This is a genomic window from Pseudomonas sp. CFBP 5748 (assembly GCF_053850495.1).
In genome coordinates this window covers 62,776-80,101 of record NZ_JBSPTN010000002.1, presented here as the reverse complement: position 1 = coordinate 80,101, position 17,326 = coordinate 62,776, and the positions used below count along the sequence as shown (strand labels likewise).

The following is a 17,326-nucleotide window of genomic DNA, read 5'->3' as shown; positions in this document are numbered from 1 at the left end:
GTACGTGACGACCTCATCGCGAGCAAACGGTGCTCCCACAGAGCCACTACTCCCACAGTGGTACTTTTTACATGCAGGCTCTGCAGCCAGCGGCGATGGACAGCGAGTTGCTTTGCTGGTTGCCCACGCCCGCCGACACGTTGGCGCCGCCGTTACCGGAGAAGCCGTTCATGGAGTTGGTCATGGTGGCGTTGTTGATCACAGGGTTTTTCCAGCCGTCGCGGGTCAGCACTTGCTGAGTGTTGGTGCCGGACAGTTCGAAAGTGCCCACTGCGGAGAACTTGAACTTATCGTCATCGTGACCGCCGCCGTTGCCACCTCTGTTGCCCCATCCGCCATGGTCGTCATCTTCCACGGTGCCGGTGCCTTTGGCCTTGAAGGTGCCAGAAGCGGCGTAGGTGCTGGTGAGGGTGTCGGTTTTGTAGGTCCGCACGCCTTTGTTGTCGACCACAAGGCCGGTGGAGGACTGATTGGCCTCGGCAGAGGCCTGTGCGACACGGCCACCCGATACCGCGATGGCCAGGTTGTTTTTCTGTTGGTTGAAGTTACCGGCGGTCACGTTGATGCCGATGTTGCCGGAGCCGTTGTTGCCCGCATTGGTGAGCGAGGCGTTGTTGTGGGTCGAGTTGTTTTTTACATAGTTGTTGGTGTTGGTTTGCGTGGCACTGGAGGCGGCGACAGCCGAGCCGAAGATGAAGCTTTCGTCGGCAGTAGCCAGCGCTGCGGCGTTATCTTGTTGGTTTCCGTCGCCGGCGGCGATGTTCGCCCCCATGTTACCGTTGCTGCCATTGAGGGAGTCGGTGGCTTCGGCGGTGTTTTTGGTGCCCTGGTTGAGCACTTCGTTGCCGTCGCTGCTCTGCTCATCGATCACGGTAGCCATCGCGCTGGCATTGATGGAAAGTTGTTCTTCCCACGTTGGGCCCTTGGGACCATGGTCGCCATGACCATTGCCGTGCCCGTTGCCGTTACCGTTTCCACCGGCCTGTGCGGCCATTGCCATGACAGCGGCGAGAGCGAAAACCAATGGTTTGAGTGCCATTGTAGGTTTCATGGTGTTTCTCCTTGCGTGTCGTTGGTTAAGTGTCAGTACTTTCTTATGGGTGCTGTATCCGGGTCAGTCAGCGACCCGGATGCTCAGGGTGTTAGCCATGCGGTTCCCCACCCCGGCACTCTGGTTCACCTGGATGACCCCACGGCTGCCGGTGAATGCCTGGTCGCTGGTGGCGACCTGGCGACTGCCGGTTGGGGTGCCAGTTGCTCCTGAGTTCGGTAGCAACGCCACGTTCTGTTGAGAAAGGGCGCTGTCGTCAATGCTCTGCGGATGGGCACTGATGCCCACTCGCATGACATTGGCCATCTGGTTGTTGGCCCCGGCGGACTGGTTGACGCCCAGTACCCCGTTGCCGTTGGTGAATGAGTTGCCGCCGATGTGGGCGGTTGCGTTCATGGACGGGTTGGCTGGCGCGTCCAGGCGTTGGTGTACGCGGGTGGTGGCCTGGGCATGGGTGCCAATGGCGATGGCCCGGGTGTTGGTTTGCTGGGTCTGGTCGCCGGCCGCCTGGTTGACGTTGAAGTTGCCGGTGTACTGGCTGCCGGAATCCTGCAGGGTGGCGCTACTGACCACCGCCACGCCTGGATCGGCGAGCGCAATGGAGGTGCCGAGTAGGGTAAGCAGAAACAAGACAGGCTTCATGTCACTGGCCTCCCGCCAGCCGACCCAATGGGGCCAGTCCGGAACTCAGCGAGCGGTTGATGGTGCCGGAGATCGCGCCTCCGCTGCCGCCACCATGACCGGCACTCATGCCGGGCATGCCGTTGGGATTGGTGACGACATTCAGGCCCTGCACGCCGGTGTTCGGGTTGATGGTGTTGCGGATCGAAGAGCCGCTGGCAACGCTGGCGAACTCGCCATCACTGAGTTCAGTGCTGGTGATCGCCTGATTGATTCGGTCGGATGGGTTGGCGTTGACGGTGGTCGGGTAGGGGTCTTTGCCACCGTAGCGACCAATGTGCACGGGTTGCACGTCACGGTTGAGCACAATGACGCCGTTGCCCTCGGCCTGTACCGGTAGGCTGAGTGTCGCGCCGGCGGCGCAGCCGATCACCAGCAGGCAGGTCAAACTTCTTTTGAAAGTCCCCACGGCATCGATTCCTTCTTCGGTGGGCTGGCCCTAGTCAGCGTTGGGAAGAAGAGGAGCATGTGTTGTGCCGGGTTTTGGAAGGACTGTTAATTCAATGAGTTAGGTTTTTTTTGCATGGACTGCAGAGCGGATCTGTTTCATCCGTGAGACAGCCCTGATGGGCGTTAATGGCCGTGCGCTATCGCTTGGCTCTGGATCCAGGCAGTGCAGTGAGGTGTTTCAAGAAACTGACAGTGACGATGACAATTGTGTGAAAGGGCCCTGGGGCAGGGGTTGACGCACATGGAAGTGTTTCAGGCATGGAACAAATGTGGCTGTCACCCCCGTCGCAGGGGGTCAGGCGTCGAGCAGCCGGGTAACGGCTGCGAACACCCGCTCCCGACGTTGCACCCAATCACCTTCGATTACTTGGAAAGGCTGCTGGTGCCGGACCAGCCAATGCTCGATCGCGTCGAAGAAGCGCAGGCGCTCTGCCAGGTCAGGCTGGCAGCGCAGGCCGTCACCGATCCATTCGACCTGCTCGGGGCTCAACAGCAGGTGCAAGTCGTAATGGCGCGCGAGCAAGGCCGGCTCGAGCCAGGCTGGGCAGTCATCGAACAGGGTCTGGCTCCAGAGGATATTGCTCAACAGATGGGTGTCGAGGATCAGCAACCTCGGCAGCCGGGCACGAGCCATGTCCTCCCAGGCCAATTGGCCGGTGGCGATGTCGGTGATGTCGCCCAGGCAGGTATCGCGCAGGTGCTGTTCCATGAAATGGCGAACGTATTCATCCACCCGCAAACCGCCGAAATGCGTCTGCAACTGCGCCGCCAGCCAGCTCTTGCCGCTGGATTCCGGGCCGGTCAGAACCACCACCTTCATGCGCGCAGGGCCGGATCGGCGCGCCATTCCCGCCAGCCTTGGATCGCCAACAGGGTGAACAGGGCGTAGAGCGCGGCGGTGAGGTGCAGGTCCTTGTAGACGAACAGGCCAACGAAGATGACGTCCAGGGCGATCCACAGGGGCCAGCATTGCACGCGCTTCTGCGCCATCCACCACTGGGCCACGAGGCTGAAACCGGTGAGCGCCGCGTCGAGCCAGGGCTGGGCGGCGTCGGTCCAGTGCGCCATGGCGGCGCCCAGCATCAAGCTGCCTGCGGCACCGATGGCCAACCCGAGCAGCACCGATGGCGCACCCAGGCGCGTCACCTGCCGCCCATCATGATGCTGCCCGGCGCGGGTCCATTGCCACCAGCCATAGAGTTGCAGCACGGCGTAGATCACCTGCAGCAACATGTCCGAGTACAACTTCACCTCGAAGAAAATCCAGCTGTACAGCAACACCATGACCAGGCCGATCGGCCAGCACCAGGGGTTCTGCTTGACGGTCAGCCAGACAGCAATCACGCCGAGGGCTGCGGCAAACAGTTCAAGCCCGGACATGGCGATTCCTTGGGGAAGAGGGAGAGGGCGGGGATTGTAAACGTTATGGCGTGGGCAGCTCCAATATCAATGCTGGCTGTGCCGACGCTATTGCGAGCAGGCTCGCTTCCACAAGGGATTTGCGGTGAGGACGAAACCTGGGCTCAGTAGACCCCCCTGTGGGAGCGAGCTTGCTCGCGATAGCGGTGGCTCAGCTTGCATCAGTGTTGAATGCGCCGCCGTCATCGCGAGCAAGCTCGCTCCCACAAAGAGTCCATCAATCCTTAGACCCGGAACTGTGTGAGCAACCCGTTCAATTGTTCACTCAGTGCCTTGAGCCGCGTGCTCGCCAGGCTCGACTGTTCGGCCGCCACGGCCGTGCTGTGGGACAGTCCGGCCGCCTGGGTGACGTTCTGGTTGATGTCTTCCACGACATGGGCCTGCTGCAGGGTGGCACTGGCGATGGAAGCGTTCAGGCTGTTGAGGTTGCGCAGGGCCTGGCCGATAGCGTTAAGGCTGGCACCCGCCAGGCCGGCCTGTTCGATGGTCAGTTGTGAGGCGCGGCTGCTGTCGCTGATGACTTTTACCGCGGCCTCGGAATGGTTTTGCAGACGTTCGATCATCGCCTGGATTTCAGCGGTGGACTTTTGCGTACGCTGTGCCAGCAACCGTACTTCATCGGCCACCACCGCAAAACCACGGCCTTGCTCACCGGCGCGGGCGGCTTCGATGGCGGCGTTGAGGGCCAACAGGTTGGTCTGCTCGGCAATGGAACGGATCACCTCCAGCACGCTGCCAATCTGGGTGCTTTCGCTCGCCAGGGTGCGAATCACTTCCACCGCCTGGTCGATGGTCTGGGAGAGGCGGTCGATCTGCTGCAAGCTGCCATCGATATTGACCTGGCCTTGCTGGGCCTGGGATTCGGCGTCGCGCATCTCACTGGCGGCGTGCTCGGCGTTCTTCGCCACGTCCTGCACGCCATAGGTCACTTCGTTGATCGCGGTGGCCACCAGTTCCATTTGTTGCGACTGCTGCTGGCTGCGCTCCTGGGCCTGGGCGGCATCGTTGCCCAACTCGTTGGAGGATTGCCCCAGCGCGCTGGCCGAGGCTTGCAACTGGGTCACCACTTGCCGCAGCTTGGCGGTAAAGGCGTTGAAGTGCCGCGCCAGTTGCGTGACTTCGTCCTGGCCGTGGGTGTCGAGGGTGCGGGTCAAGTCGCTTTCGCCGCTGGCGATGTTGGCCATGGCGTTGACCGTTTCCTGCAGCGGTCGGACGATGCTGCGCACGATCAGGGTCAATAACAGCCCCATGAGCAACGTGATTGCCAGGCCGATCAACGAGGCTTTGATCAGTTGGGACTGGAACTCGGCTTCCACGTCATCCACGTACACGCCCGAACCGATGATCCAGCCCCAGGGCTCGAACAGCTTGACGTAGGAAGTCTTCGCCACCGGCGCCTCGGCACCCGGTTTCGGCCAGAGGTAGTTGATCATGCCGGCGCCCTTGGCCTTGGCGATGGCGACCATCTCGTTGAACAGCGCATAACCGTTCGGATCGCGGATCGCCGAGAGATTCTGGCCTTCAAGTTTCGGGTTGGTCGGGTGCATGACCATGACCGGTGTCAGGTCGTTGATCCAGAAATAGTCAGTTTCGTTGTAGCGCAGGCCGCGCACGGCGCTCAGGGCCTGCTTTTGCGCAGCGTCGCGGGTCAGGGTGCCGGCGGTTTCCAACCCATGGTAGTAGGTCAGCACGCCACTGGCGGTCTGCACCACATGCTGGGTCTTCTGCACCTTGGCCTGATAGAGGTCGGTGTGGATCTGTTTCAACATGAACGCGCCCAGCGTGAATAACATCACGATGGCTACGACCAATATGAGCCACAAGCGTCGGCTGATCGACACACTGCGCAAGCTATTCATACGCTGTCACTCCGTTTTTATTCTTGTCATAACGACGGCCGGCACTTTAGCGCCCGCCAGGTACGCGTGATTGACCTGGGTCATAACGCGGCAGCGTTATCAGGGCTTGTCTGATAGGATTTCGGCCCCGCAGCGCAAAACCTGAGCCTGTCCTGATTTTTTCATTGGTTTTTTTGAGAAATCGCAGTCACCGTGCGCCTGCTGTTTGCACCTGCATATTGCTTAAAATTTTTATGAGACCTGCGCAAGCATAGTCTTTTGGGGGATGAATGGATTTGTGGACCGCCTTTTCGGCACTGATTCTTGGCGTGGTAGAAGGCTTGACGGAGTTCCTGCCGATTTCCAGTACGGGGCACCAGATCATTGTCGCCGACTTGCTCGAGTTCGGCGGCGAGCGCTCGATGGCGTTCAACATCATTATCCAGCTGGGCGCGATCCTCGCGGTGGTCTGGGAGTTTCGGCGCAAGATCTTCGACGTGGTATTCGGTTTGCCAACGCAACCCGGTGCCCGCCGGTTTACCGCCAACCTGCTGATCGCCTTCCTGCCCGCCGTGGTGCTGGGCGTGCTGTTTGCCGACCTGATCCACGAATACCTGTTCAATCCGATCACGGTGGCCGCGGCGCTGGTATTGGGTGGTTTGGTGATGCTCTGGGCCGAAAAGCGCCAGCACCAGGTGCACGCCGAAACGGTGGATGAGATCACGTGGAAGGACGCCCTGAAGGTCGGCCTGGCCCAGTGCATTGCGATGATTCCCGGCACCTCCCGTTCGGGGGCGACCATCATCGGTGGGCTGCTGTTCGGCCTGTCGCGCAAGACTGCGACCGAGTTCTCGTTCTTCCTGGCGATGCCGACCATGGTCGGTGCGGCTGTCTATTCGGGCTATAAATACCGCGAGCTGTTCGTTCCGGCGGATTTCCCGGTGTTTGCCATCGGTTTCGTCACCGCATTCATTTTCGCGATGATTGCGGTCAAGGGCCTGCTGCGCTTCATCGCCAGTCACAGTTACGCGGTGTTCGCCTGGTACCGGATCGCGTTCGGCCTGTTGATCCTGGCGACCTGGCAATTCGGCTGGGTGGACTGGACGGCTGCCCGGCCATGAACGATCCAGGCACCCGCAAACGCGTGGCGCGCAATACCGACGGCGCCGTGCAGAACCTGCGGCTCAAGTTGATAGTGTTTGTCCTGCTGTGTGCCTTGCCGTTGTTCGGGTCGCTGCTGCTCGGACTGCGGTCGGTGTCCTGGGTGCCGATGGTGGCCTATGGCGTCGTCAGCCTGCTGGCGTTTCTGCTGTACTGGAGCGACAAGCGCAAGGCTCGCATTGACGCCTGGCGCACCCCGGAGAACGTGCTGCATGCGGTGGAGCTGGCCGGTGGTTGGCCCGGGGCACTGCTGGCCCAGCAGGTGTTTCGCCACAAGACCCGAAAGGTGTCGTTTCAGGTGGTGTTCTGGTTCATCGTGCTGTTGCACCAAGTGTTCTGGATCGACCAGTTGTTCCTGGGGCGCCTGCTGACGTTGCTCTAGAGCAGCAACCCGACCTGGGTGCGCTTGGGCAATTTGCTGACCACCAATTGGTGAGAGCGTTGCAGCAGGCCTCGCAGTTCATCGGCACCCAGCGGGTAGGGCACCTGCATGATGATCCACTGGGCCCGCGCCAGGTAAGGCGCGGGATGAATGCCCGGGCGGTCGCAATGACCGAGGAACAGATCCTTGTCGACCTTGAACGCCAGCGAATCGCTGCGCAGGCCCTGGAGAGCGAACATCTTGTTCCCGGCGATGGAGAACACCCGCACGCCGCCCCATTTGTAGTCTTCGCGGGCACCGGGCAAGCCCAGGCAAAACCGTGCGACATCTTCTTCGCTCAAGCTCATATCTTTCGTTCTCCACAGCTCTCAAACGCTTCTACCAGATGGTCGATCCAGGCGCGCACCGCCGGCAGCACGCCGCGTCGATGGGGATAGACCGCCAGGAGCCAGCCATCCGGCAATGACCATTGCGGCAACAATTCCACCAGTGTGCCGTCGTGCAAATCCTGCTCGCAATACATACTCGGCAATAAGGTAAAACCCAGGCCATCGACGGCGCAGGCGCGGCGCACGACGAAGTCCTCGATGCCTAGCCGCGCCTCCAGGGCCAGTTCGACGCTCTGCCCATCGGCTTTACGCAAACGCATATGCACCAGGCGATCGGCCTCCAATGCCCCTAGCACCGGCAGTTGCTTGAGATCTTCCGGGGTGTCGATTCGCCGCCCTTCGACAAGCGCCGGGCTGGCGACCAGGATCAGTTGCGCCTGGCGCAGGCGCCGGGTCACCAGCAACGGGTCTTCGTCGCCCAGGTCGCGCACCCGCAGCGCCACATCGAAGCCTTCGCTTACCAGGTCCACTCGGCGATTCATCAGGCTCATTTCCAGTTGCACCTGAGGAAATTTCGTCAGGAACGTGCCAATCACCTGCGGCAGCATCTGGTGGGCCAGGCCCACCGGGCTCGAGACCCGCAGACGCCCGCGGGGCTCGCTGGACATGCTTGCCACTGCTTCGTCGGCCATCTCGGCCTCCAACAGCATGGCCTGGCAATGGCGCAGATACCGCTCGCCCACGGCGGTCAGTTTCAACTGACGGGTGGTGCGCTGCAGCAGACGGGCGCCGAGGCGCTCTTCCAACTCGGCGATACGCCGCGACAGCCGTGATTTGGGAATGCCCAACACACGCCCGGCGGCGGCGAAACCGCCGGCTTCGACGACTTTAGCGAAGTAGTACAGATCATTGAGATCTTGCATATCGAGCTCGATTGTCCTGTCAGTAGAACGAACTATCGCATTTTTGTTGGCTTATCGACCATTGGTTTCATTGGTAGGATTGTCCGCAATTGATCGCCTTGGTTGCGATCCTCACTTGGAGAGCACTCACATGAAACTGCTGCACATCGATTCGAGCATCCTCGGCGACCACTCTGCCTCCCGCCAATTGAGCCGCGAAGTGGTTGAAGCCTGGAAAGCCGCTGAGCCACAAACCGTGGTGACCTACCGGGATCTGGCCGCTGACGCCATCAGCCATTTCTCCGCCCAGACCCTGGTCGCCGCCGGCACCAGCGCTGAACTGCGCGATGCCGCCCTGCAGCACGAGGCCGATCTCAGCGCCGCCACGATGGCCGAGTTCCAGGCCGCCGACGCCGTGGTGATCGCTGCGCCCATGTACAACTTCAGCATTCCGACCCAGCTCAAGGCCTGGATCGACCGCATCGCCGTGGCCGGCCAGACATTCCGCTACACCGAAGCCGGCTTCGAAGGCCTGTGCGGCGGCAAGAAACTGGTGATCGTGTCCACCGCAGGCGGCCTGCATGCTGGTCAGCCGAGCGGCGTCGGCCATGAGGATTACCTGAAAGTGATGTTTGGTTTCCTTGGCATCACTGACATCGAGTTCGTCCGTGCCGAAGGGCTGGCCAAGGGTGACGAGATGCGCATCAAGGGCATGAGCCAAGCCCAGTCGCAGATCAGCGAACAGTTCGCCGCTGCGTAAGGCTTGTGTAAAAACACCAGGCCCTTCGGGCAAGCTTGGTAAAACTCTGTATTCTGGTCGTCATGGACGGTCAGGGTGCGGAGTTTTTCCGCGTCTGGCATCAGGCTTTGTGGCGCAGGTTATGCACGGCCACAGCGGCGAGCGGCAGGGGACCCTGTCGGCTGGTGAGGATGGAACATTCGATGACACGTCTTGGTGCAGGGCTACTGCTTTGCTTGTTCGCCAGCCTGGGTTCAGTGCAGGCCGCATCGGCACCGCATCCGCATTGGAGCGCCGGTTTTCATGAGCTGAGCTTTCTCGATCCGCTGGATCGGCAACCGATGCATGCCTTCGCTTTTTATCCGTCCACCGCCAGGGAGCAGTCCAGCCTGCTCGATGGCTACCAGATCGATGCTGCGCCAGATGCCAAAATTGCTATCGGCCGCTTTCCGCTGTTGATGCTCTCCCACGGCAACACCGGCACACCGCTGGCCCTGCATGACCTGGCCACCTCGCTGGCGCGCCAGGGCTTCGTGGTGGTAGCGGTGATTCATCCCGGCGACAACGCCCAGGATCACAGCCGACTCGGGACCTTGAGCAATCTGTATGGCCGGCCGATCCAGATTTCCGAAGCCATTACCGCGACGTTGAACGACCCGATGCTCTCGCCCTTTGTTAATGCGGAGCAGGTTGGGGTGATCGGCTATTCGGCCGGTGGCGAGACGGCGTTGATCCTGTCGGGCGCCACGCCAGACCTCAATCGCCTGCGCCGCTACTGTCAGGAACGGCCGGACGATCGTGATGCCTGCAATACCCAAGGCGAATTGATTGCCGACCGCGACGACCTGTCCCCGGTGGCCGACCCCAGGGTCCGGGCATTGTTGCTCATGGCGCCGTTGAGCCTGAAATTTGGCCGCCACACCCTGGCCGAGGTCCATGTGCCGGTGCTGTTGTACAGCGGCGACGGCGACAAGCTGGTGGCTTTCGATAAAAACGCCGCCGCCTTGGCCCGCAAGCTGCCTACCGCACCGGATTTCAAGACGCTGGCCGGAGCGGGGCACTTTGTCTTCCTGGCCCCGTGTACTGAAGAGCAGATCGCCGCGATGCCGGCACTGTGTACCGATGCGGACGGTGTCGACCGCAAGGACATCCACCGCACCATGATTTCCGAGGCCAGCCGCTTCTTCGGCGAGGCCTTGGGCAAGCCGACCCGGGCGGGGATGAGGACGGCCGATCAATAATGGGCGTTTGTCGCTTGGCGACGTAGCAGCAGGGTCAGGCCCAGCCCGCTGACCGACAGCAACGCGGCGCAGAAGAAGATCGACGAATAGCCCAGGTTCAATGCCACCGCACCCATCAACGGCCCAGCAATTGCCAGTGCCAGGTCAAAGAACACCGCATAGGCGCTCAACCCCGCGCCCCGGCTGGTATTGGGCACTTGCTTGATCGCTTCCACACCCAGTGCCGGGTACACCAGCGACAGCCCGAAGCCCGCCAGCCCCGCGCCGATCAGCGCGACCGCGGTGTTCGGCGCGAGCCAAAGCAATACCAGCCCCAGGGTTTCGATGCTCATGCAGGCAATGGCCGAGCTGAAGCCGCCGAAGCGGGCGATGCTGGAGATGAATATCAACCGCGCCAGGATGAAGCAGACGCCGAAAACCGTCAGGCACCAGGCCGCTCCGGTCCAGCCGCGGCTGATATAGAAGAGCGTGATGAACGTGGTGAGTGTGCCGTAGCCGATCGAGGCCAGGCACAGGCTCGCTCCGTATGGCGCAATGCGCCCGAACACCGCCCAGAAGGGCAAGCGCTCGCCACGAATGACCGGCACCGACGGTTTGTTGCGAATCATCAACAGCGCTATGCCGGCCAGCATCGACAGGGCGATGCCCAGGCTGGCGAAGCCCAGCTCGCCGACCATCACCACCCCCAGTGGCGCGCCGATGGCGATGGCCCCGTAAGAGGCGATGCCATTCCAGGAAATCGAGCGGGCGGTGTGTTCCACGCCCACCTGGCCCATGCACCAACTGATGGTGCCCACGCCAATCAGCCCCTGGGCCACGCCGAGCAGCAATCGGCCGGCAATCAGAATCAGCAGGCTGGTTAGAGGGAAGCTTTGCAGCAGGGTCGAGATCAGCGTCAGCACACCGCTGAGTACAATCCCCGATAACCCGTAGACGATCGCCCGCTTGGTGCCAACGCTGTCCGACAACCGCCCGGCCATGGGGCGGCTGAGCAGGGTCGCCAGATACTGTGAGCCAATGGTCAGCCCGGCCACCACTGCACTGAAACCCAGCTGCTCGTGGACATACCCGGGCAGAACCGCAATCGGCAGGCCGATGCAGAGGAAGGCGATGAAGGTATAGAACACAATGGAGACGATCTGCAGGGTGATCGACAGGGAGCTGGGGGCAGATGAGGGCGTTGGCATGGGGCTCGTTCGCGGGCAGCGGTAAGAGAGCCTCATCATGGCGCGAGGTGGGGATAAAAGAAAGCAGGCTAACGGTTTGCATTGGTGGAGAATGTGCCGCCGCCATCGCGAGCAAGCTCGCTCCCACAGGTTTTTACCCTTGGAAGACAAAAAGCCCTGTCACAACGGACAGGGCTTTCACGTGCAGCGTGCAGCTAAGGGCGGTGCTTAGAACACCACACCCTGACTGCGCAGGTAGTCATCATAGGTGCCGCTGAAGTCGACCACGCCGTCCGCGCTCAGCTCGATGATACGGGTGGCCAGGGACGAAACGAACTCACGGTCATGGCTGACGAAGATCAGCGTGCCCGGGTAGTTTTCCAGCGCCAGGTTCAGCGCTTCGATGGATTCCATGTCCAAGTGGTTGGTCGGTTCGTCCATCACCAGCACGTTCGGTTTTTGCAGGATCAGCTTGCCGAACAGCATGCGACCCTGTTCACCACCGGAAATGACCTTGACCGACTTGAGGATCTCGTCGTTGGAGAACAGCATGCGGCCCAAGGTGCCACGAACCAGTTGTTCGCCACCCTGGGTCCATTGGCCCATCCAGTCGAACAGGTTGACGTCGTCTTCGAAGTCGTGGGCGTGGTCCTGGGCGTAGTAGCCCAGTTCCGCGGCGTCGGTCCATTTCACCGTACCGGCATCCGGTTCCAGTTCATTGACCAGGGTGCGCAGCAAGGTGGTCTTGCCGATGCCGTTCGGGCCAATGATTGCCACGCGCTCGCCGGCTTCGACGGTGAAGCTGAAGTCCTTGAACAGCGGCTTGCCGTCAAAGCCTTTAGCCATGCGCTCGACGATGACCGCCTGGCGGTGCAGCTTTTTGGTCTGCTCGAAACGAATGAACGGGCTGACACGACTCGACGGCTTGACCTCGGCCAGTTGGATCTTGTCGATCTGCTTGGCGCGGGAGGTGGCTTGCTTGGCTTTCGAGGCGTTGGCCGAGAAGCGGCTGACGAACGATTGCAGTTCGGATATCTGTGCTTTCTTCTTGGCGTTGTCCGACAGCAGCTGCTCGCGGGACTGGGTCGCCACGGTCATGTATTCGTCATAGTTGCCCGGGAACAGGCGCAGCTCGCCGTAGTCCAGGTCCGCCATGTGGGTGCAGACACTGTTCAGGAAGTGACGGTCGTGGGAGATGATGATCATCAGGCTCGAACGCTGGGTCAGCACGTTTTCCAGCCAGCGGATGGTGTTGATATCCAGGTGGTTGGTCGGCTCGTCCAGCAGCAGCACTTCCGGGTCGGAGAACAGCGCCTGGGCCAGCAGTACACGCAGTTTCCAGCCTGGCGATACTTCGCTCATCGGGCCGAAATGCTGCTCGATGCCAATCCCCAGGCCCAGCAGCAGTTCGCCAGCACGGGACTCTGCGGTGTAGCCGTCCATCTCGGCGAATTCGGTTTCCAGCTCGGCCACGGCCATGCCGTCTTCTTCGGTCATTTCCGGCAGCGAATAGATGCGATCGCGCTCGGCCTTGACCTTCCACAGCTCTTCGTGACCCATGATCACGGTGTCGATCACGGTGAATTCTTCGTAGGCGAACTGGTCCTGGCGCAGTTTACCCAGGCGCACGTTCGGCTCGAGCATCACCTGGCCGCCGGACGGTTCGAGGTCACCACCGAGGATTTTCATGAAGGTCGACTTGCCGCAACCGTTGGCGCCGATCAGGCCGTAGCGGTTGCCCGCGCCGAACTTGACCGAGACGTTTTCGAACAGCGGCTTGGCGCCGAACTGCATGGTGATGTTAGCTGTAGAGATCAAAGGTTTATCCTGCGGAACATTCAGAGTAGCTAAGGGTGCGGCAGTACCTGTTCAGTACCTGTTTGCGCAGGGCCCGACCGCGCAAAGGCGTCGCGGTCGCAAGCGCAAGGGTCCATCCGGCATAAGAGGACAGCAGCATACGGAGCGCCTGGCCCGAGTTGACGTGCGCCGAAGCCGGGTTTCCGGTATCGACCAAAGGGGGCGCATGATGTTTGGCGGCGATTGTACTGATATGGCCGCATTAACGATAGGGTATTGCCTGGGCATGACAGTTTTTCACAACTGAAGGATAACTTTCGCTTACAAACTCTGGCTAAAATGCCATCTCACCCGACGCCACCTCCCTTGCCGCTCGGCTGGCCGGGAGAAAGCAGCCTGTTCACTCCTGATTTGTGACGGATTCCGTGAAACTTATCTTTGCCACGATCTACCTTCTGTCCATTGGCTATGTGCACTTGCGTGGGCGCGTGCGGCACAAGTTCGGACGCCAGTTGAGTGATCACTCGTCGTTTCTCGCTCCGATCAACTGCTTGCTCTACCTGTGCTCGAGGTTTCCTAATAAAGCTTTCCTGAGCCCGGCGGATTTCCCGGACCTGAGCCCGTTGCAGACCCATTGGGAAGAAATCCGTGCCGAAGGCCAGCGCCTGCTGCAAGCGGGGGAGATCAAGCGTTCCAATCAGTACGATGACGTCGGCTTCAATTCGTTCTTCAAGACCGGTTGGAAGCGTTTTTACCTGAAGTGGTACGGCGACAGCCATCCTTCGGCCATGAAGCTCTGCCCGCGCACCACCGAGCTGGTGCAGGGCATCGGATCGATCAAGGCGGCAATGTTTGCCGAGTTGCCGCCAGGTTCGAAGTTGGTTCGTCACCGCGACCCGTATGCCGGGTCCTATCGTTATCACTTGGGCCTGGAAACGCCCAACGATGCTGGATGCTACATCAACGTTGATGGCGAGCATTACCATTGGCGTGATGGCGAGGCGGTGATATTCGACGAGACGTTCATTCATTACGCCGAGAACACCACCCCCCATAACCGCATTATTTTGTTCTGTGATGTGGAACGCCCCCTGAAGTTTCGCTGGGCCACAGCGTTCAACCGCTGGTTCAGTCGCACCGTCATGGCCGCCGCCGGTGCGCCCAATGACGCGGGTGACAGGACGGGGGGCTTGAATCGGGCGTTTTCCCGGCTCTACAAGATTCGTCTGCAAGGCAAGGAACTGAAGAAGCGCAACCGCAAGCTGTATTACTTGCAGAAATGGGCGTTCTTTGGTGGTTTGTTGGCAGTCTTCATCTGGATCTGAGCCCACACCCATTGTGCAGGCGCTGGCGAAGCCTGCGATCTTTTGATCTTGAGACTTTTACCAGCGACTCAATGGATTGGGACAAGATCACAACCCAGACGCTTGCCGACCTCGCCATCAACCCCGGGAGGTCTTTGTGGTTTTTTTAGCGGGGGCGGACTTGGTGCTCTTCGCCGGTTTTGCCGCGGGCTTGGCCGGCGACTTGCCTTTGCCGCCCAGGCTGCGCTTGAGCAGTTCGGTGAGGTCGATGACATCGGCGCTCTTGCGTTGCTCTTCGCCCGGGTCGGTTTCCACGGCTTCGAGTCGACCTTCCTTGGCCTTTTTCTCTACCAGTTCCATGATCTTGTCCTGGAAACTGTCGCGGTATTCTTCCGGAGACCAGTCGGCGCTCATGTCTTGCACCAGGCGCTTGGCCATCTCCAGCTCGCCCTTGGCCAGGGTCGGGTGGGTCACTTCATCGCCCAGTTCCAGGATGTCGAGTTCACGCACTTCTGCCGGCCAGCGCAGCATGACCAGGACCAGGGCCGATTCCAGGGGCATGAGGGCGGCCAGATGCTGGCGGGTGTGCAGCACAACCAGGGCCAGGGCCACCTTGTTGCTCTTGATCAGGGTTTCGCGCAGCAAGGCGTAGACCTTGCCGCCACGCTTGTCGGGGGCAAGAAAGTAGGGTGTGTCGATGTTTTGCAGTGGGATTTTCTCGCTGTCGACAAAGGAAAAGATATCGATGGTCTGTGTGGACTTCGGGTGGGCGGAGCGGATTTCCTCTTCGCTGAGCAGCACGTATTGGCCTTTCTGGTATTGGACGCCCTTGACGATGTCTTCCTTGGTGACTTCCTTGCCCGTGACCTTGTTGACCCGCTTGTAGCCCACCGGGTCCATGCTGCGCTTGTCCAACCAGTCGAAATCCACGCCCTGGGAGGCGGTGGCTGACACCAGCGCCACAGGAATGTGGACCAGTCCGAAGCTGATTGCGCCTTTCCAGATTGCCCGTGCCATGGTGCAGTTTTCCTTGCCGATGAGTGTCTCTCTGGTGACCTTGGGGCCTTGGGAAAAGTTTCCACCGCGCGCCGTCTGGCTCATGGCGGGAGCAAGCCCGCTCCCCTCTGTTTTGGAGACGCTTAGTTACATCTTCAGGAGGATCTTTTACTTAACAATGGCGAACCTGCGGCGTAGCGTGTTTTCGATATGCCTGAATCCATGAGGTGTTCCGATGAACAGGCTGATGCTCGCCATCATGACATTACTGCTGACCACCGCTGTTCAGGCTGCAACGCCTGACGCTGGCACCGTGCTCGTGGCTCAGAATCTGCCCGGCAACAACAACCCCTACAACAGCCCGACTCGCCGGGCCAATCCCAATAGCATGCAGGGCACCCGGCCCAACGTGCCGATGATTCACAACAACCCGACGATTGCCGTCCCTCGTCCACCCACCCTGGAAAACGGCGGAATCGGCAATGGCTACCCTCGTTCCGGCCAGCCTGCGGGTTCGCCACGACCTACCATCGAATCCCCAACCCTGCCCAGGAAAACCAACAACGGCGATCGCTAGGCGCTGAACCCTGGCTGTTTCTTTCCACTCCACAGAAGGATGTGTGCATGTTGCGTAAAACACTCTTGGCCACACTCGGCGCCAGCGTTGTTCTGAGCTTTGCTACTCCGGCCTCTGCCGTGCAAACCCAGCAAGTGAAAAGCGAGGAGGGCACCCTGGAGGTGACCACGGTGGTCAAGGGCCTGGAGCACCCTTGGGCGGTGGCGTTCCTGCCGGATCAGCAAGGCATGCTGGTCACGGAGCGATCCGGCAACCTGCGTCTGGTGAGCCCCGAGGGCCAGTTGTCGGCGCCGTTGAGTGGCGTCCCCAAGGTCTGGGCCAGGGGCCAGGGCGGCTTGCTGGATGTGGCGCTGTCACCGGATTTCAAACAGGACCGCACCGTTTACCTGTCCTATGCCGAGGCCGGTGAAGACGGCAAGGCCGGCACTGCTGTGGGCCGTGGGCAGTTGTCGCAAGACTTGAAGACGCTGAACGGCTTCGACGTGATCTTCCGTCAGCAACCCAAACTGTCCACGGGCAACCACTTTGGCTCGCGCCTGGTGTTCGACCGCGAGGGTTACCTGTTCATTACCCTGGGGGAAAACAACGACCGTCCGACGGCCCAGGACCTGGACAAATTGCAAGGCAAGATCGTGCGCCTCTACCCCGACGGCAAGGTGCCGGAGGATAACCCGTTTGTCGGCCAGGAAAACGTAAGACCCGAGATCTGGGCGTACGGCATTCGCAATCCTCAGGGTGCCGCCCTCAACCCCCGCAACGGTACGTTGTGGGAGAACGAACACGGGCCCAAGGGGGGCGATGAGCTGAACATCATCGAGCGCGGCAAGAATTACGGCTGGCCGCTGGCGACTCACGGCGACAACTACTCCGGTGCCCCGATTCCCGAAGCCCAGGGTAAAACGGTCGACGGCACCCTCGGCCCTTACCATGTATGGCAGGTCTCACCGGGGCTCAGCGGCATGGCGTTCTACGACAACGATCGCTTCAAGGCCTGGCAACACAACGTGTTCATCGGTGCGCTGGTTTCCAAGAACCTGATCCGCCTGCAATTCAAGGATGATAAGGTCGTACACGAAGAGCGTTTGCTCGGTGAACTCGATGAACGTATCCGTGACGTTCGCCAAGGGCCGGATGGTTACCTGTATGTGCTGACGGATGAAGGCGATGGGTCGTTGTATAAAGTTGGCCTGAAGTAACTTGTGGCGGAACTAGGCCAGCTGGGTATTTTGGATTGACTTGGCCCCCATCTCCCAGCTAACTTCCAACCATGACTTCCACCGTACTGCGCAGCCA

Annotated in this window: 18 protein-coding genes; 7 read left to right on the top strand and 11 right to left on the bottom strand. The window is 60.6% G+C overall.

Going from position 1 to position 17,326, the window contains the following annotated elements:
- Positions 1–67: 67 nt before the first annotated feature.
- The 6 genes from ACWNZ1_RS05010 to ACWNZ1_RS04985 form a co-directional block, all read right to left on the bottom strand.
- On the bottom strand, positions 68–1,051 hold the full coding sequence (locus ACWNZ1_RS05010) for a heme utilization protein (RefSeq protein WP_135845230.1): 984 nt from the start codon (positions 1,049–1,051) through the stop codon (positions 68–70).
- A gap of 63 nt (positions 1,052–1,114) precedes the next feature.
- Positions 1,115–1,693, bottom strand: a complete 579-nt coding sequence (locus ACWNZ1_RS05005; protein WP_265073058.1) for an adhesin — start codon at positions 1,691–1,693, stop codon at positions 1,115–1,117.
- A 1-nt stretch (position 1,694) separates the two neighbouring features.
- Positions 1,695–2,141, bottom strand: coding sequence for a hypothetical protein (locus ACWNZ1_RS05000; RefSeq protein ID WP_135845232.1), 447 nt, complete (start codon positions 2,139–2,141; stop codon positions 1,695–1,697).
- Between the two features lie 336 nt (positions 2,142–2,477).
- Positions 2,478–3,002: an AAA family ATPase gene (locus ACWNZ1_RS04995; protein ID WP_135847985.1), complete on the bottom strand. Its 525-nt coding sequence runs from the start codon at positions 3,000–3,002 to the stop codon at positions 2,478–2,480.
- The gene (gene pnuC, locus ACWNZ1_RS04990) at positions 2,999–3,562 is read right to left on the bottom strand and encodes a nicotinamide riboside transporter PnuC (RefSeq protein ID WP_265073059.1); all 564 of its coding nucleotides are present in this window, start codon (positions 3,560–3,562) and stop codon (positions 2,999–3,001) included. The genes ACWNZ1_RS04995 and pnuC overlap by 4 nt, the downstream gene beginning before the upstream one ends.
- A gap of 263 nt (positions 3,563–3,825) precedes the next feature.
- Positions 3,826–5,460 carry a methyl-accepting chemotaxis protein gene (locus tag ACWNZ1_RS04985; RefSeq protein ID WP_135845235.1) on the bottom strand — a complete coding sequence of 545 codons (1,635 nt, stop codon included), beginning with the start codon at positions 5,458–5,460 and terminating at the stop codon, positions 3,826–3,828.
- A gap of 269 nt (positions 5,461–5,729) precedes the next feature.
- On the opposite strand from ACWNZ1_RS04985, the gene ACWNZ1_RS04980 reads away from it, so the two are divergent.
- Positions 5,730–6,560: an undecaprenyl-diphosphate phosphatase gene (locus tag ACWNZ1_RS04980; protein ID WP_135845236.1), complete on the top strand. Its 831-nt coding sequence runs from the start codon at positions 5,730–5,732 to the stop codon at positions 6,558–6,560.
- A complete protein-coding gene (locus ACWNZ1_RS04975) occupies positions 6,557–6,982 on the top strand; it encodes a DUF1294 domain-containing protein (protein WP_135845237.1) in 426 nt (141 codons plus the stop codon). The genes ACWNZ1_RS04980 and ACWNZ1_RS04975 overlap by 4 nt, the downstream gene beginning before the upstream one ends.
- Here ACWNZ1_RS04975 and ACWNZ1_RS04970 read toward each other — a convergent pair.
- Together ACWNZ1_RS04970 and ACWNZ1_RS04965 are read right to left on the bottom strand one after the other, a co-directional pair.
- Positions 6,979–7,329, bottom strand: a complete 351-nt coding sequence (locus tag ACWNZ1_RS04970) for an MmcQ/YjbR family DNA-binding protein (protein WP_135845238.1) — start codon at positions 7,327–7,329, stop codon at positions 6,979–6,981. The genes ACWNZ1_RS04975 and ACWNZ1_RS04970 overlap by 4 nt on opposite strands.
- Complete coding sequence (locus ACWNZ1_RS04965; RefSeq protein WP_135845239.1) at positions 7,326–8,234, bottom strand: LysR substrate-binding domain-containing protein; 909 nt, start codon at positions 8,232–8,234, stop codon at positions 7,326–7,328. The genes ACWNZ1_RS04970 and ACWNZ1_RS04965 overlap by 4 nt, the downstream gene beginning before the upstream one ends.
- A gap of 130 nt (positions 8,235–8,364) precedes the next feature.
- Between ACWNZ1_RS04965 and ACWNZ1_RS04960 the strand changes: the two genes are divergently transcribed.
- Positions 8,365–8,973 carry an FMN-dependent NADH-azoreductase gene (locus ACWNZ1_RS04960; RefSeq protein ID WP_135845240.1) on the top strand — a complete coding sequence of 203 codons (609 nt, stop codon included), beginning with the start codon at positions 8,365–8,367 and terminating at the stop codon, positions 8,971–8,973.
- A 182-nt stretch (positions 8,974–9,155) separates the two neighbouring features.
- Positions 9,156–10,193, top strand: a complete 1,038-nt coding sequence (locus tag ACWNZ1_RS04955) for an alpha/beta hydrolase family protein (RefSeq protein ID WP_135845241.1) — start codon at positions 9,156–9,158, stop codon at positions 10,191–10,193.
- On the opposite strand, the gene ACWNZ1_RS04950 is transcribed toward ACWNZ1_RS04955, so the two are convergent.
- Positions 10,187–11,380 carry an MFS transporter gene (locus ACWNZ1_RS04950; protein ID WP_135845242.1) on the bottom strand — a complete coding sequence of 398 codons (1,194 nt, stop codon included), beginning with the start codon at positions 11,378–11,380 and terminating at the stop codon, positions 10,187–10,189. The genes ACWNZ1_RS04955 and ACWNZ1_RS04950 overlap by 7 nt on opposite strands.
- A gap of 207 nt (positions 11,381–11,587) precedes the next feature.
- Positions 11,588–13,177, bottom strand: coding sequence for an ABC-F family ATPase (locus ACWNZ1_RS04945; RefSeq protein WP_003181279.1), 1,590 nt, complete (start codon positions 13,175–13,177; stop codon positions 11,588–11,590).
- Positions 13,178–13,581: 404 nt separating this feature from the next.
- Between ACWNZ1_RS04945 and lpxO the strand changes: the two genes are divergently transcribed.
- Positions 13,582–14,481, top strand: coding sequence for a lipid A hydroxylase LpxO (gene lpxO / locus ACWNZ1_RS04940; protein ID WP_135845243.1), 900 nt, complete (start codon positions 13,582–13,584; stop codon positions 14,479–14,481).
- Positions 14,482–14,598: 117 nt separating this feature from the next.
- On the opposite strand, the gene ku is transcribed toward lpxO, so the two are convergent.
- Positions 14,599–15,477 carry a non-homologous end joining protein Ku gene (gene ku / locus ACWNZ1_RS04935; RefSeq protein WP_135845244.1) on the bottom strand — a complete coding sequence of 293 codons (879 nt, stop codon included), beginning with the start codon at positions 15,475–15,477 and terminating at the stop codon, positions 14,599–14,601.
- 214 nt (positions 15,478–15,691) lie between these two features.
- Between ku and ACWNZ1_RS04930 the strand changes: the two genes are divergently transcribed.
- Both ACWNZ1_RS04930 and ACWNZ1_RS04925 read left to right on the top strand, forming a co-directional pair.
- Entirely contained in the window at positions 15,692–16,033 is a 342-nt protein-coding gene (locus ACWNZ1_RS04930) for a hypothetical protein (protein ID WP_135845245.1), read from the top strand.
- A gap of 47 nt (positions 16,034–16,080) precedes the next feature.
- Positions 16,081–17,229 carry a PQQ-dependent sugar dehydrogenase gene (locus ACWNZ1_RS04925; protein ID WP_256452785.1) on the top strand — a complete coding sequence of 383 codons (1,149 nt, stop codon included), beginning with the start codon at positions 16,081–16,083 and terminating at the stop codon, positions 17,227–17,229.
- The last annotated feature ends 97 nt before the right edge of the window (positions 17,230–17,326 follow it).

What these genes read in the sequence shown, in the direction of transcription:
- ACWNZ1_RS05010 (WP_135845230.1), bottom strand. Translation starts at nt 1,051, where the DNA reads ATGAAACCTACAATGGCACTCAAACCATTGGTTTTCGCTCTCGCCGCT.
- ACWNZ1_RS05005 (WP_265073058.1), bottom strand. Translation starts at nt 1,693, where the DNA reads ATGAAGCCTGTCTTGTTTCTGCTTACCCTACTCGGCACCTCCATTGCG.
- ACWNZ1_RS04995 (WP_135847985.1), bottom strand. Translation starts at nt 3,002, where the DNA reads ATGAAGGTGGTGGTTCTGACCGGCCCGGAATCCAGCGGCAAGAGCTGG.
- pnuC (WP_265073059.1), bottom strand. Translation starts at nt 3,562, where the DNA reads ATGTCCGGGCTTGAACTGTTTGCCGCAGCCCTCGGCGTGATTGCTGTC.
- ACWNZ1_RS04985 (WP_135845235.1), bottom strand. Translation starts at nt 5,460, where the DNA reads ATGAATAGCTTGCGCAGTGTGTCGATCAGCCGACGCTTGTGGCTCATA.
- ACWNZ1_RS04980 (WP_135845236.1), top strand. Translation starts at nt 5,730, where the DNA reads ATGGATTTGTGGACCGCCTTTTCGGCACTGATTCTTGGCGTGGTAGAA.
- ACWNZ1_RS04975 (WP_135845237.1), top strand. Translation starts at nt 6,557, where the DNA reads ATGAACGATCCAGGCACCCGCAAACGCGTGGCGCGCAATACCGACGGC.
- ACWNZ1_RS04970 (WP_135845238.1), bottom strand. Translation starts at nt 7,329, where the DNA reads ATGAGCTTGAGCGAAGAAGATGTCGCACGGTTTTGCCTGGGCTTGCCC.
- ACWNZ1_RS04965 (WP_135845239.1), bottom strand. Translation starts at nt 8,234, where the DNA reads ATGCAAGATCTCAATGATCTGTACTACTTCGCTAAAGTCGTCGAAGCC.
- ACWNZ1_RS04960 (WP_135845240.1), top strand. Translation starts at nt 8,365, where the DNA reads ATGAAACTGCTGCACATCGATTCGAGCATCCTCGGCGACCACTCTGCC.
- ACWNZ1_RS04955 (WP_135845241.1), top strand. Translation starts at nt 9,156, where the DNA reads ATGACACGTCTTGGTGCAGGGCTACTGCTTTGCTTGTTCGCCAGCCTG.
- ACWNZ1_RS04950 (WP_135845242.1), bottom strand. Translation starts at nt 11,380, where the DNA reads ATGCCAACGCCCTCATCTGCCCCCAGCTCCCTGTCGATCACCCTGCAG.
- ku (WP_135845244.1), bottom strand. Translation starts at nt 15,477, where the DNA reads ATGGCACGGGCAATCTGGAAAGGCGCAATCAGCTTCGGACTGGTCCAC.
- ACWNZ1_RS04930 (WP_135845245.1), top strand. Translation starts at nt 15,692, where the DNA reads ATGAACAGGCTGATGCTCGCCATCATGACATTACTGCTGACCACCGCT.
- ACWNZ1_RS04925 (WP_256452785.1), top strand. Translation starts at nt 16,081, where the DNA reads ATGTTGCGTAAAACACTCTTGGCCACACTCGGCGCCAGCGTTGTTCTG.